Annotated in this window: 13 protein-coding genes; 10 read left to right on the top strand and 3 right to left on the bottom strand. The window is 72.2% G+C overall.

Translation table 11 applies throughout. The features are described from left to right. Nucleotides 1-16: 16 nt before the first annotated feature. Entirely contained in the window at nt 17-994 is a 978-nt protein-coding gene (locus J7W19_RS05965; RefSeq protein ID WP_004946277.1) for a RecB family exonuclease, read from the bottom strand. A gap of 130 nt (nt 995-1,124) precedes the next feature. Here J7W19_RS05965 and J7W19_RS05960 point away from each other — a divergent pair, with 130 nt between their 5' ends. The 3 genes from J7W19_RS05960 (at nt 1,125) to J7W19_RS05950 (ending at nt 4,086) form a co-directional block, all read left to right on the top strand. After that, a complete protein-coding gene (locus tag J7W19_RS05960) occupies nt 1,125-2,402 on the top strand; it encodes a site-2 protease family protein (protein WP_051072628.1) in 1,278 nt (425 codons plus the stop codon). Between the two features lie 83 nt (nt 2,403-2,485). Further along, nucleotides 2,486-3,385, top strand: coding sequence for a tRNA (adenine-N1)-methyltransferase (locus tag J7W19_RS05955; RefSeq protein ID WP_004946284.1), 900 nt, complete (start codon nt 2,486-2,488; stop codon nt 3,383-3,385). 143 nt (nt 3,386-3,528) lie between these two features. Then, nucleotides 3,529-4,086, top strand: a complete 558-nt coding sequence (locus J7W19_RS05950) for a hypothetical protein (RefSeq protein ID WP_004946287.1) — start codon at nt 3,529-3,531, stop codon at nt 4,084-4,086. A 4-nt stretch (nt 4,087-4,090) separates the two neighbouring features. On the opposite strand, the gene J7W19_RS05945 is transcribed toward J7W19_RS05950, so the two are convergent. After that, the gene (locus J7W19_RS05945) at nt 4,091-4,426 is read right to left on the bottom strand and encodes a ferredoxin (RefSeq protein ID WP_004946289.1); all 336 of its coding nucleotides are present in this window, start codon (nt 4,424-4,426) and stop codon (nt 4,091-4,093) included. 242 nt (nt 4,427-4,668) lie between these two features. Here J7W19_RS05945 and arc point away from each other — a divergent pair, with 242 nt between their 5' ends. From arc to prcA, 6 genes are all read left to right on the top strand, one after another. Next, a complete protein-coding gene (arc, locus tag J7W19_RS05940) occupies nt 4,669-6,435 on the top strand; it encodes a proteasome ATPase (protein ID WP_004946292.1) in 1,767 nt (588 codons plus the stop codon). A 333-nt stretch (nt 6,436-6,768) separates the two neighbouring features. Beyond that, nucleotides 6,769-8,280, top strand: coding sequence for a depupylase/deamidase Dop (dop, locus tag J7W19_RS05935; protein WP_004946296.1), 1,512 nt, complete (start codon nt 6,769-6,771; stop codon nt 8,278-8,280). Nucleotides 8,281-8,428: 148 nt separating this feature from the next. Further along, nucleotides 8,429-8,647 carry a ubiquitin-like protein Pup gene (locus J7W19_RS05930; RefSeq protein ID WP_004946299.1) on the top strand — a complete coding sequence of 73 codons (219 nt, stop codon included), beginning with the start codon at nt 8,429-8,431 and terminating at the stop codon, nt 8,645-8,647. Beyond that, nucleotides 8,644-9,000, top strand: coding sequence for an endonuclease domain-containing protein (locus J7W19_RS33395; protein WP_078588064.1), 357 nt, complete (start codon nt 8,644-8,646; stop codon nt 8,998-9,000). The genes J7W19_RS05930 and J7W19_RS33395 overlap by 4 nt, the downstream gene beginning before the upstream one ends. After that, nucleotides 8,952-9,797: a proteasome subunit beta gene (prcB, locus tag J7W19_RS05920; protein ID WP_004946301.1), complete on the top strand. Its 846-nt coding sequence runs from the start codon at nt 8,952-8,954 to the stop codon at nt 9,795-9,797. Before J7W19_RS33395 ends, prcB begins: the two co-directional genes overlap by 49 nt. A gap of 62 nt (nt 9,798-9,859) precedes the next feature. Beyond that, on the top strand, nt 9,860-10,612 hold the full coding sequence (prcA, locus tag J7W19_RS05915; RefSeq protein ID WP_004946302.1) for a proteasome subunit alpha: 753 nt from the start codon (nt 9,860-9,862) through the stop codon (nt 10,610-10,612). 217 nt (nt 10,613-10,829) lie between these two features. On the opposite strand, the gene J7W19_RS05910 is transcribed toward prcA, so the two are convergent. Further along, nucleotides 10,830-11,816 carry a LacI family DNA-binding transcriptional regulator gene (locus J7W19_RS05910; RefSeq protein ID WP_004944203.1) on the bottom strand — a complete coding sequence of 329 codons (987 nt, stop codon included), beginning with the start codon at nt 11,814-11,816 and terminating at the stop codon, nt 10,830-10,832. Nucleotides 11,817-12,042: 226 nt separating this feature from the next. Here J7W19_RS05910 and J7W19_RS05905 point away from each other — a divergent pair, with 226 nt between their 5' ends. Beyond that, nucleotides 12,043-13,302: an MFS transporter gene (locus J7W19_RS05905; RefSeq protein WP_004944211.1), complete on the top strand. Its 1,260-nt coding sequence runs from the start codon at nt 12,043-12,045 to the stop codon at nt 13,300-13,302. Nucleotides 13,303-13,307: the final 5 nt, after the last annotated feature.

Here is a 13,307-nt window from a genome sequence, read left to right as displayed (position 1 = left end):
ATCCCGGGCGCGCCCGTCAGACCCCGGCAGGCCCCGCGTCCGCCTCGGGAACGCGCGGTACGGGCAGCACCGGCAGGGGATACGGCGGGGGAGTGCCCCCGAACTCCGGGCACAGCGCCTGGTGGTCGCACCAGCCGCAGAGCTTCGTCGGCCGGGGCCGCCAGTCGCCCGTCTCGGTGGCCAGCGCGATCGCCTCCCACAGCGCGCGCAGCTTCCGCTCCACGGCCGCCAGCTCGGCCTCCGTCGGGTCGTACGTCAGCACGTCCCCGCTGCCCAGGTAGACGAGCTGGAGGCGGCGCGGCATGACGCCGCGCAGCCGCCGGATCACCAGCGCGTAGAACGTCATCTGGAACAGGGCGTCCCCCCGGTACTGCGGGGCCGGCGCCTTCCCGGTCTTGTAGTCGACGATCCGCACCTCGCCCGTCGGCGCCACGTCCACCCGGTCGACGATGCCGCGCAGCACCAGCCCCGAGTCCAGCGCCGTCTCCACGAACAGCTCGCGCTCGGCCGGCTCCAGCCGCGTCGGATCCTCCAGCGAGAACCACCGCTCGACCAGCCGCTCCGCCTCCGCCAGCCAGCGGGCCAGCCGCTCCGGCTCGTGCGTACCGTCCTCGCCGGCGAACAGCTCCGCCAGCTCCGGCCGCGCCGCCAGCAGCCTCTCCCACTCGCCGGGCAGCAGCGCCCGGGCCCGGTCCGGGGTGCGCTCCGCCGCCGGGGCGTCGAAGAGGCGCTCCAGCACGGCGTGCACCACCGTGCCGCGGGTCGCCGCCGGGCTGGGCTTCTCCGGCAGCCGGTCGATCACCCGGAACCGGTACAGCAGCGGGCACCGCATGAAATCGGCCGCACGCGAGGGCGACAGCGAGGCCGGCCGGGCGGCGGCCGCCGGTGGACCGGAGGTCTCCGGAGCCTGCCGTACGGGCTCGGGGAGCGGGACCGCCGGGCCGGCGGCCCCTCCGGCCGGGCCCCGGGCGGTGTCGTCGAGAGCGGTGTCCATGGCAGAGACCCTACGGCCCCCCACGGACATTCCGCGGCATACCATCGACGGCAGAGCTTCCGCGCGTGCATGATCGTGGCAGGGCGCGCGCACCGGGCGGGTGCGGGAGCAGCACCGACGAGGGGAAACCGTGGAGAACAGCGGGCAGGGCGGGTCCGGCAGCGGGGGCGCCGACCACCAGGCCGGACAGCCCGGAGACCCCAGGGAACCCGGAGGCCCGGGAGGCCCGGGAGAGCACGGCCCCGGACCGCGGCGTCCGCGCGAGAGCGGCGGCGGGATCCTCATGGGCCGCCCGTTCGGCGTCCCGGTCTACGTCGCCCCCAGCTGGTTCCTGGTCGCCGCCCTCATCACCTGGGTCTTCGGCGGCCAGCTCGACCGCGTCCTGCCCGAACTCGGCCGGGCCCGCTACCTGGTCTCCCTCTTCTTCGCCGTCGCCTTCTACGCCTCCGTCCTGGTCCACGAACTGGCCCACACGGTCGCCGCCCTCCGCTTCCGCCTCCCCGTCCGGCGCATCCAGCTGCAGTTCTTCGGCGGCGTCTCCGAGATCGAGAAGGAGAGCGAGACCCCCGGCCGGGAGTTCGTCCTCGCCTTCGTCGGCCCGCTGCTCTCCCTGGTGCTGGCCGGTGTCTTCTGGGTCGGCATGCAGGCCGTGGAGCCCGACACCGTCCCCGGCGTGCTGCTCGCCGGGCTCATGGTCTCCAACCTCCTGGTGGCCGTCTTCAACCTGCTGCCCGGTCTCCCCCTGGACGGCGGACGGATGCTCCGCGCCGTCGTCTGGAAGATCACCGGCCGGCCCATGGCCGGCACCGTCGCCGCCGCCTGGGTCGGCCGCGCGCTCGCCGTCAGCGTCCTCGTCGGCCTCCCGCTGCTCACCCAGGCGTACCGCGCCGACGACTTCGGCGGCGTCGACTCCCTCACCGACGCCCTGCTCGCCGCCATCCTCGCCGCGATCATCTGGACGGGCGCCGGGAACAGCCTCCGCATGGCCCGCCTCCGCGAGCGCCTCCCCGGCCTGCGCGCCCGCACCCTCACCCGGCGCGCCGTGCCCGTCGCCCCCACCACGCCGCTCTCCGAGGCGCTGCGCAGGGCCAACGAGGAGGGCGCCCGCGCCCTGGTCGTCGTCGACGCGGCCGGCGCCCCCACCGCGCTGGTCCGCGAGTCCGCCATCGTCGGCATCCCCGTCCACCGCCGGCCCTGGGTCACGGTGGACACCCTCGCCCAGGACATCCAGGACGGCATGCGGATCTCGGCCGAGCTCTCCGGCGAGGACCTGCTGGAGGCCCTGCGGCAGACGCCCGCCACCGAGTACCTGGTCGTCGAGGAGACCGGCGAGGTCTACGGCGTCCTCTCCACCGCGGACGTCGAACGGGCCTTCGTCGCCGCCATGGCCCGCACCCCGGCCCCCTGAGACCCCGGCCCCCCGAGGCCCGGCCCAGGAGAGGGCCCCGGCCCGTGGTCCCGGTCCCGCTCCGCGCCCGGTAGGCTGGTCACATGTCCGAACCGACCGGTGCCGCCCGCCGTCGCGGGCCCTTCCAGGTCGGGGACCAGGTCCAGCTCACCGACCCCAAGGGACGCCACTACACCTTCACGCTCGAAGCCGGGAAGCAGTTCCACACCCACAAGGGTGCCTTCCCGCACGACGAGCTGATCGGTGCTCCCGAGGGCAGTGTTGTCCGTACCACGGGAAACGTCGCCTACCTCGCGCTGCGCCCCCTGCTCCCCGACTACGTCCTGTCCATGCCGCGCGGAGCCGCCGTGGTCTACCCCAAGGACGCGGGGCAGATCCTGGCGATGGCCGACATCTTCCCCGGCGCCCGCGTCGTGGAGGCCGGCGTCGGCTCCGGCTCGCTGAGCAGCTTCCTGCTGCGCGCCATCGGCGACCAGGGCATGCTGCACTCCTACGAGCGCCGCGCCGACTTCGCCGAGATCGCCACGAAGAACGTGGAGCGCTACTTCGGCGGTCCGCACCCGGCCTGGCAGCTCACCGTCGGCGACCTCCAGGACAACCTGTCCGACACCGACGTCGACCGCGTCATCCTGGACATGCTCGCCCCCTGGGAGTGCCTGGAGGCCGTCCGCAAGGCGCTCGTCCCCGGCGGCATCCTCTGCTGCTACGTGGCGACCACCACCCAGCTCGCGCGGACCGTCGAGTCCATCCGCGAGATCGGCTGCTTCGCCGAGCCGTCGGCCTGGGAGACCATGGTCCGCACCTGGCACGTCGAGGGCCTGGCCGTCCGTCCCGACCACCGCATGATCGGGCACACCGGCTTCCTCCTCACGGCCCGCCGTCTCGCGGACGGCGTGGAGCCGCCGATGCGCCGCCGCCGCCCGGCGAAGGGCGCGTACGGCGAGGACTACACGGGTCCCGGCGGTCAGACTGCCGAAGGCTGAGCCTTTCTCCCACCAGCGCGGAAGCCGTCCCCGGCGAACTCGGGGACGGCTTCCGCGCGTTGGGGCCGGGGCGCCGTTCCGTTCGCCGGACCGGTGTGCGACGATGCGGCTCTCGTCACAGTCTCTTCGAAGGAGCGGCGCGCGTGCAGCCCCCCGCCGGACTTCCGCACACCCACCCGAGGCCCGTCCACTGGCTGCTGACCGCTCTTGGCCTGGCCGTGGTGCTGACCGGCGCGGCACTCCTCGGGCCGGCCGACGCCACCGCCGGGGACGCGCCCCGCACGCCGGCCGCCGCCGCACCCGATCCGACTGCCGCCCGCTACCCGCTCGACTGCGGCCCGGTGGGCGTCGAGGTGCGGGACAAGGCCGTCGTGGACCCGGACGGGGACGGGCGGCCCGGGACGGTGGCCGTGGTCCACTGCCGCGCCGGCGGGGGCACCCCGCCCGACGGCGTCTACGTCCTGGCGGCGGGCAAGGGAGCGGGCGCACCGCCGCGGGTGGTCGCCACCCTCGTCGACCCCGCCCGGCGGATGAACGTCGGCCGGTTCAGGGTGACGGGGGACACGATTTCGGCCACTCTGCTCGGCTACTCCGCGCGGAACGTGCCGCGCTGCTGCCCCGACCTGCGCCGGCCGGTCGAATGGCGGTGGCGCGACGGCCAGTTCGAGCCGACGGCACGACCCGTCACGGGCCGCGCCTGATCCGTCACTCGGCGTCCGGGCCGTACACCTCGACCTTGTCCGAGACGCGCCGCACATGGATGCAGTCGCCCGGGCACTCCTTGGCCGAGTCGCGGACGTCGGCCAGCAGCGGCAGCGGAACGGGCGTGGTGGCGCCGGGCTCCTGGAGCAGCTCGTCGTCGGCGCTCTTCACATACGCCAGTCCGTCGATGTCGAGCTCGAAGACCTCGGGGGCGTACTGCACGCAGATGCCGTCCCCCGTACACAGCTCCTGGTCGATCCAGACCTCGAGGGCGCCGTCGGGGCCCTCGGCCGCCGGGTCCTCGGTGACGGTCGCGCGGTCTTCGTTCCGGACGGTCATCTCGCCTGCCGTTTCCTGCTTACGTGAATCAATTGGAGCCAGCACTGACGGGTGTTGACCGACTCGACGATACAACCGCTCGCTTTCCGATGTTGATGGGTGGGTATTCCCCAGTCGTGAGGACGTGCGCAAGGGTGAAGATCGGACACACTCCGACCGGGTTTGTGATCTAGGGGTTTCAACCTGCACCGGCCCAGGTAGGGTCTGGAAGCGTCCAGCTCCCCTTGGAGGAGGTGAGGACCGTGGCAGCCCACGACGACGACATGAACCGCGGCATCCGGCCGGGACGGGGCTCAGACGACCCCGCCGGCCAGGTTGCCTACCTTGAGCAGGAGATCGCCGTCCTGCGCCGCAAGCTCGCCGACTCTCCGCGTCACACGAGGATTCTCGAAGAGCGGATCGTCGAGCTCCAGACCAACCTGGCCGGGGTGTCCGCCCAGAACGAGCGGCTCGCCAACACCCTCCGCGAGGCCCGCGACCAGATCGTGGCCCTCAAGGAGGAGGTCGACCGGCTCGCCCAGCCGCCGGCCGGCTTCGGCGTCTTCCTGCAGGCCAACGACGACGGCACGGTGGACATCTTCACCGGCGGCCGCAAGCTCCGGGTCAACGTCAGCCCGGGCGTCGACCCCGAGGAGCTCCGGCCCGGCCAGGAGGTCATGCTCAACGAGGCCCTCAACGTGGTCGAGGCCATGGCGTTCGAGCGGGCCGGGGACATCGTCACCCTCAAGGAGATCCTGGAGGACGGCGAACGGGCCCTGGTCATCGGGCACACCGACGAGGAGCGGGTGGTGAGGCTCGCCGAGCCGCTGCTGGACGTCACCATCCGCCCCGGCGACGCCCTGTTGCTCGAGTCCCGTTCCGGCTACGTCTACGAGGTCATCCCGAAGAGCGAGGTCGAGGAGCTCGTCCTCGAAGAGGTCCCCGACATCGACTACACGAAGATCGGCGGCCTGGGGAACCAGATCGAGCTCATCCGCGACGCGGTCGAGCTCCCCTATCTCTACCCCGACCTCTTCAAGGAGCACGAACTCCGGCCCCCCAAGGGCGTCCTGCTGTACGGCCCGCCCGGCTGCGGCAAGACGCTCATCGCCAAGGCGGTGGCCAACTCCCTTGCCAAGAAGGTCGCGGAGGTCACCGGGAAGCCCGCGGGGAAGAGCTTCTTCCTCAACATCAAGGGCCCCGAGCTGCTCAACAAGTACGTCGGCGAGACCGAGCGGCACATCCGCCTGATCTTCCAGCGCGCCCGCGAGAAGGCCAGCGAGGGCACGCCCGTGATCGTCTTCTTCGACGAGATGGACTCGCTGTTCCGCACCCGCGGCTCCGGCGTCAGCTCGGACGTGGAGAACACCATCGTCCCGCAGCTGCTCTCCGAGATCGACGGCGTGGAGGGCCTGGAGAACGTCATCGTCATCGGCGCCTCCAACCGCGAGGACATGATCGACCCGGCGATCCTCCGCCCCGGCCGGCTCGATGTGAAGATCAAGATCGAGCGGCCGGACGCCGAGGCGGCCAAGGACATCTTCTCCAAGTACCTGACCGAGTCGCTGCCGCTGCACGCGGACGACCTCGCCGAGCACGGCGGGGACCCCCGGGCGACGGTCGACGGCATGATCCAGTCGGTCGTGGAGCAGATGTACGCCGAATCCGAGGAGAACCGCTTCCTGGAGGTCACCTACGCCAACGGTGACAAGGAAGTCCTCTACTTCAAGGACTTCAACTCCGGAGCGATGATCCAGAACATCGTGGACCGCGCCAAGAAGATGGCGATCAAGGCGTTCCTCGACCACAACCAGAAGGGCCTCCGCGTCTCCCACCTGCTCGCCGCCTGCGTCGACGAGTTCAAGGAGAACGAGGACCTGCCCAACACCACCAACCCGGACGACTGGGCCCGCATCTCCGGCAAGAAGGGCGAGCGGATCGTCTTCATCCGCACCCTCGTCACCGGCAAGCAGGGCGCGGACACCGGCCGCTCCATCGACACGGTGGCCAACACCGGTCAGTACCTGTAACACCGCCGTCCGGCCGCGGCCGACCGTCCCCGGATCCCCGGCTCCCGCCCCCACGGCGCGGGACCGGGCCGGAACGGTCCGTCCGCGGCCGGACGCGTTCACGGACCCCGGGGGACGACGCCCGCGGGCGCGACGGGTCCGGTACGGCACGAGGGACGGGTCCGGTACGGCACGAACCCGGGCAATGACTGGAATGATCTCCCCAGGGCCGCAAAGCCGTTCTAGGCTCTGCGGTACCACCGCGACGCGCGTGGGGGACGCACACGGACCGGATGCGCAGCGGTACTTGAGCGGCGACCCCACCAGGGGGCGCCGCCGGGCAAGGAGGGCCGCATGACCGTACGGCGAGTAATGGGCATCGAGACGGAGTACGGGATCTCCGTCCCCGGTCACCCGAACGCCAATGCCATGCTCACCTCGTCCCAGGTCGTCAACGCGTACGCGGCGGCGATGCACCGGGCACGCCGTGCCCGCTGGGACTTCGAGGAGGAGAATCCGCTGCGGGACGCCCGGGGCTTCGACCTCGCCCGGGAGGCCGCCGACGCCAGCCAGCTCACCGACGAGGACATCGGCCTCGCCAACGTCATCCTCACCAACGGCGCCCGGCTGTACGTGGACCACGCCCACCCCGAGTACAGCTCCCCGGAGATCACCAACCCGCGGGACGCGGTCCTCTGGGACAAGGCCGGCGAACGGATCATGGCGGAGGCCGCCGAGCGGGCGGGCCGGCTGCCCGGGGCGCAGCCGATCCACCTCTACAAGAACAACACGGACAACAAGGGCGCGTCCTACGGCACCCACGAGAACTACCTGATGAAGCGGGAGACCCCCTTCTCGGACATCGTGCGCCACCTGACCCCCTTCTTCGTCTCCCGCCAGGTCGTCACCGGCGCCGGCCGGGTCGGCATCGGCCAGGACGGCCGCGAGCACGGCTTCCAGATCAGCCAGCGCGCGGACTACTTCGAGGTCGAGGTCGGGCTGGAGACCACCCTCAAACGGCCCATCATCAACACCCGCGACGAGCCCCACGCCGACGCCGAGAAGTACCGCCGGCTGCACGTGATCATCGGCGACGCCAACCTCTCGGAGATCTCCACCTACCTCAAGCTGGGCACCACCTCGCTGGTGCTGTCCATGATCGAGGACGGCTTCATCTCCGGCGACTTCGCCGTCGACCAGCCCGTCCGCACCCTGCACCGGGTCAGCCACGACCCCTCGCTGCGCCGCCTGATCACCCTGCGCAGCGGCCGGACGCTGACCGCCGTCCAGCTCCAGATGGAGTACTGCGAGCTGGCCAGGAAACACGTCGAGGACCGGTACGGGTCGGACGCGGACGAGCAGACCAAGGACGTCCTGGCCCGCTGGGAGGACGTGCTGGGCCGGCTGGAGGGCGACCCCATGAGCCTCGCCGGCGAGCTGGACTGGGTGGCCAAGCGGGAGCTGCTGGAGGGCTACCGCCGCCGGGACGGCCTGGACTGGGACGCGGCCCGGCTGCACCTGGTGGACCTGCAGTACGCGGACGTCCGGCCCGACAAGGGGCTGTACAACCGGCTGGCGGCGCGCGGCAGGATCAAGCGGCTGCTGGACGAGACCGAGGTCGAGCGGGCCCGTACGGCGCCGCCGGAGGACACCCGGGCGTACTTCCGGGGCCGCTGCCTCGACCAGTACGCGGACGACGTGGCCGCCGCCTCCTGGGACTCGGTGATCTTCGACCTTCCCGGGCGGGACTCGCTCCAGCGGGTCCCCACCCTGGAGCCGCTGCGCGGCACCCGCAACCACGTCAAGGAGCTGCTGGACCGCTGCCGCACGGCGGAGGAGCTGGTGCGGGTGCTGTCGGGGGGCTGAGCGGGGTCTGGGGAGGAGGCGGAACGGGAATCATCACGGTGGTTCCCGGACGTTCCCGGGAGTACGGGGCCGATGTCGGACCGTGCTTGTAGGGTCTGATCTGTAGGACTTGAGTACGTGTACGTCGAAACCGAGCGGGGTGAGGGGTATGGCGACCAAGGACACCGGCGGCGGACAGCAGAAGGCGACGCGTTCCACCGAGGAGACCGAGGAGCAGGCGCAGGAGGCGCAGGCGTCCGAGGACCTCAAGGAGCGGCACGAGAAGCTGTCGGACGATGTGGACTCCGTCCTGGACGAGATCGATGACGTCCTGGAAGAGAACGCCGAGGATTTCGTTCGAAGCTTCGTTCAGAAGGGTGGTCAGTGATTTGGCCTACGGATCGTAGGTCGAATCCCGCGGGGAGTCGGATCTTCGCCAAGCCTGTAGCGAAGTGCCGCTCGCGGTGCGGGGAAAACGGACCGCGGGCGGCCGCCGCGGGCGACGGATCGCCGGAGGGCCGGCAAGCCCTCTGTTCGAACGGCCTTGCCGCTCCGGCGGAGCACGTGGATCATGATCACAAAACGGGCGCCGTGCGCGGAGCGCTGTGCTTCGGCCGCCACGCCGCCCCAGGACAGTTCAAGGATCGGCCGGACGCCGACAGGCGTGCCGCCGAATACGTGGAAGGAAACGTGTGGAAGCCAACCCTCGTAGCACTGGGCGTCTACCAGCTGCCTTCCTGACTCCCGGCTCGTCCTCGTTCGTGGACTTCCTCGGGAACCACGCCCCCGAGCTGCTGCCCGGCAACCGGCAGCTGCCGCCCGTGATGGGCGCCGTCGAGGCGCCGCACGGCACGACCATCGTCGCGGCGACCTTCCCCGGCGGGGTGGTGCTGGCCGGCGACCGCCGGGCCACCATGGGCAACGTCATCGCGCAGCGCGACATCGAGAAGGTCTTCCCGGCGGACGAGTACTCGGCCGTCGGCATCGCGGGCACGGCCGGCCTCGCCGTGGAGATGGTCAAGCTCTTCCAGCTGGAGCTGGAGCACTTCGAGAAGGTCGAGGGCACCCAGCTCTCCCTGGAGGGCAAGGCCAACCGGCTCTCCACCATGATCCGCAGCAACCTCGGCATGGCCATGCAGGGCCTCGCCGTGGTGCCGCTGTTCGCCGGCTGGGACGTGGACCGCGGCAAGGGCCGGATCTTCTCCTACGACGTGACCGGCGGGCGCTCCGAGGAGTACGGCTACGCGGCCACCGGCTCCGGCTCGCTCTTCGCCCGGGGCTCGCTGAAGAAGCTGTACCGGGACGACCTCTCCGCCGAACAGGCCGCCACACTGGTGGTACAGGCCCTGTACGACGCGGCCGACGACGACTCGGCGACCGGCGGTCCCGACCTCGCCCGCCGCATCTACCCGATCGTCACCGTCATCTCCGACGAGGGGTACCGGAGGCTCACCGACGCCGACCTGGCCGAGACCGTCCGGGCCATCCACGAGCGGCGGCTCCAGGAGCCCGACGGGCCCCGGGCCGCGCTGCTCTGAGGCCCGCCGGGTCCGAGTCCTCCGTACGCACTCCCCACAGACCAGAAAGGGACGGATAACCGGTGTCGACGCCGTTCTACGTCTCTCCCCAGCAGGCCATGGCCGACCGCGCCGAGTACGCCCGCAAGGGCATCGCGCGCGGCCGCAGCGTCGTGGTCCTCCAGTACAACGATGGCGTGATCTTCGTTGCCGAGAACCCGTCCCGCGCGCTGCACAAGGTCAGCGAGATCTACGACCGCATCGCGTTCGCGGCCGTCGGGAAGTACAACGAGTTCGAGACCCTGCGCATCGGCGGCGTCCGCTACGCCGACCTGCGGGGCTACACCTACGACCGCGAGGACGTCACTGCCCGGGGCCTCGCCAACGTCTACGCCCAGACCCTCGGCACCATCTTCTCCAGCGCGGGCGAGAAGCCGTACGAGGTCGAGCTGATCGTCGCCGAGGTCGGGGCCGGCCCGGAGGACGACCAGATCTACCGGCTGCCGCACGACGGCTCGATCGTCGACGAGCACGGCTCGGTCGCGGTCGGCGGCAACGCCGATCAGATCAGCAGCTATCTCGGGCAGCGGCACCGGGACGGGATGACCCTCGCCGAGGCGCTCAAGCTCGCCGTCGAGTCGCTCACCCGGGACGCGAACGGCTCGGAGCGCACGTTGACGGCGGAGCAGCTCGAGGTGGCGGTGCTGGATCGGACGCGGCCGCAGCAGCGGAAGTTCAAGCGGTTGCTTGGGAGTCAGCTGACGCGGTTGATGGAGGAAGGGGCGGAGACGTCCGCGTCCTCCGAGGACGAGGGCGGGGACGCGGGGGCGTCCTGAGGGGAGGTTGCCCCGGTCCCGCCCTTTCGCCGTTTCCTGGGGGCTGCGCCCCCAGACCCCCCTTTTCGCGGCTTCGCCGCTCGTCCTCAAGCGCCGGACGGGCTGATTTCAGCCTGTCCGGCGCTTGAGGACAACCGCGCGGAGCGCGGTTGCGGGGGTGCGGGGGCTTGCCCCCGCAGGAAACGGTGAAAGGGCGGGATCGGGGCAACCCCCGCCGTCAGGCGCCACCCGCCGCCGGGCCGCTGGAGTCGCGGGCGACCAAGGACACCGGCAATTCCGCCGCGCCATCGGGCCTCCCGTCGAGCACGGCCGCGAGCGCCCGCATCCCCGCCTCCCCGACGGCCTCCGCGGGCAGCCGGACCGTCGTCAGCTCCGGGTCGACGGCCGTCGCGAGGGACAGGTCGGCGAACCCGGTGACGGAGAGGTCGTCCGGGACCCGCAAGCCCAGCCGCCGAGCCGCCTTGCACGCCCCCGCGGCCAGCATGTCGTCGTCGCAGACCAGGGCGGTCGGCCGCGGGCCGGGTCCGGAGAGGACGCGTTCGGCCGCCGCCCGCCCCGCGTCGACGTGCAGAGCGGCCGGCTCCGTGCGCACCACGCGCGCGTCGGGGACGCCGCGCAGCGCGTCGGCCAGGGCGCGCGCCCGGACCCGGAAGGTCCAGGAGTCGACGTCGGCGGACAGGTGGGCGAAGCGCCGGTGGCCGAGGGCCAGCAGGTGTGCGGCGACCTGCCGCATGCCGTCGGCGATGTCCGGGTTGACGGTGGCGGCGGCCTCCGCGCTGTCGGGGTCGCTGTCGAGCATGACCACCGGCAGCCCGCCGTCCCGCAGGGCGGCCAGGGAGTCGACCGCCATCGAGGAGGCGATCACGCCGTCGAGGGCGGCGCGGGCGGAGGCGAAGGGGTCCCGGGCCGGGCCGATGCCCTCGGGGGAGGGGTAGAGGAGGACGCCGACGCCCTGTTCCCCGGCCACCCGGGCGGCCCCGGCGTAGACGCGGGCGAAGAACTCGTTGGTGAGCGCGGGGACGACGAGCAGGACGGTCCGCGTGCGGCCCAGCCGCAGGTCGCGGGCGGCGAGGTTGCGCCGGTAGCCGAGTTCGCGGGCGGCCGAGCGGACCGCCTCGGCGCGGGCCTCGGAGACCCGGCCGCGCCATTTGTCGCCCATGACGAGGGAGACGGTCGCCTGGGAGACGCCGGCCGCGCGGGCCACGTCCCTGCTGGTCGCCCGGGCGGGCGCCGCGTGCGTCCCGCGGACCGTCGGCCAGCGGCCCCCGCCGCGCACTCCGTCCGACCTCTGTTCGCCGTCCGTCACCACCGGTGACGCCCCTCTCCGCCGCCTCGCCCACGGCTGGACCCGTGAGCTGCCGACATGGTACGTATAACGCGTCAACGTTATACGTAAAACCGGCTCGGATGCCGGTCGAGAGAGGCAGATGATGGCGGCGGGCTACGGCGAGATGCTCAGGACGCGGTACGCCGCACGGTTGCTGGTGGGCACCCTGGTGGGCCGGCTGCCCACCGCCACCGCCGCGCTGGCGGTCGTCCTCTTCGCCCGCGCCGAGGGCGGCAGCTACACCCTCGCCGGCGCCCTCTCCGCCACCTACGGCGTCGCCAACGCGTTCGGCCAGCCGCTGCTCGGCCGGGCCGTCGATCTGTACGGCCAGCCGCGCGTGATGCTGCCCTCGGCCGTGCTGTCCGCGCTGGGCATGGTCCTCTTCGCCGCCGTCGGCCTGGAACCGCTGCCCGTCGCCTACGCGGCCATGATCGTCGCCGGCTTCTTCACCCCGCCGCTGGAGGGCGGCCTGCGGGCGCTGTGGCCGTCCGTCCTGGAGCGCGAGGACCGCATCCACGCGGCCTACGCCCTGGACGCCGTGGCCCAGGAGGTCATGTACGCGGTCGGCCCGCTCATCGTGATGCTGTTCGTCCGCGAGTGGTCCGAGGCCGCCGCGCTGCTGGTCATCAACGTCCTGGGCGTGCTCGGCGCGCTCGCGGTGGTCAGCTCGCCGCCCTCGCGGAAGTGGCGCAGCGAGCCGCGCGAGGCGCACTGGCTGGGCGCCCTGCGCTCCCGGGGGCTGCTGGTCGTCCTGGGCACCTTCTTCTTCGTCGGCTCGGCGCTGGGTTCCATAGCCGTGGCCTCCGTCGCCTACGCCGACGCGCACGGCGACCAGATGATCTCCAGCTATCTGCTGTCCGCGCTCAGCGCCGGCGCCCTGGTCGGCGGTGTCGTCTACGGCGGCCGGCAGTGGGCCGGCGCGCCGGAGGGCCGGCTGCGGGTGATCATCGCCGCGCTGGCCGTCTGCTACCTGCCGCTGCTGACGGTCCCCGGTGTCGTCCCGATGACCGTCCTGGCGGGTGTCGCCGGTGTGTTCCTGGCGCCCGCGCTCGCCTGCGCCTTCGTCGTCGTCGACCGGCACGCGCCGACGGGCACGGCCACCGAGGCGTTCTCCTGGCTGGTCACCTCGTTCGGCGTCGGCGCGTCCATCGGCACGGCGTTCGTCGGCCCGGCGGTGCAGTCGGGCGGCGCCCGGGCCGGGTTCGCGGTCGCGGCGGGCGGCGGGATCGCCGCGGCGCTCGTCCTGCTGGCGGCGCGCAAGGCGCTGACCGCCCCCGAGAAGGCGTCGGCCGTCGTCGCGCGTTCGGAATCCGATCGGAACGGTGCCGTCGAACCCGGTTTCAGCGCAGGGCATCAGGCGTAGTGTTC

The organism is Streptomyces mobaraensis NBRC 13819 = DSM 40847 (assembly GCF_017916255.1).
Lineage (GTDB): Bacteria > Actinomycetota > Actinomycetes > Streptomycetales > Streptomycetaceae > Streptomyces > Streptomyces mobaraensis.
The sequence above is the reverse complement of the archived record's forward strand: the minus strand, read 5'-3'. Positions and strand labels throughout refer to the sequence as shown.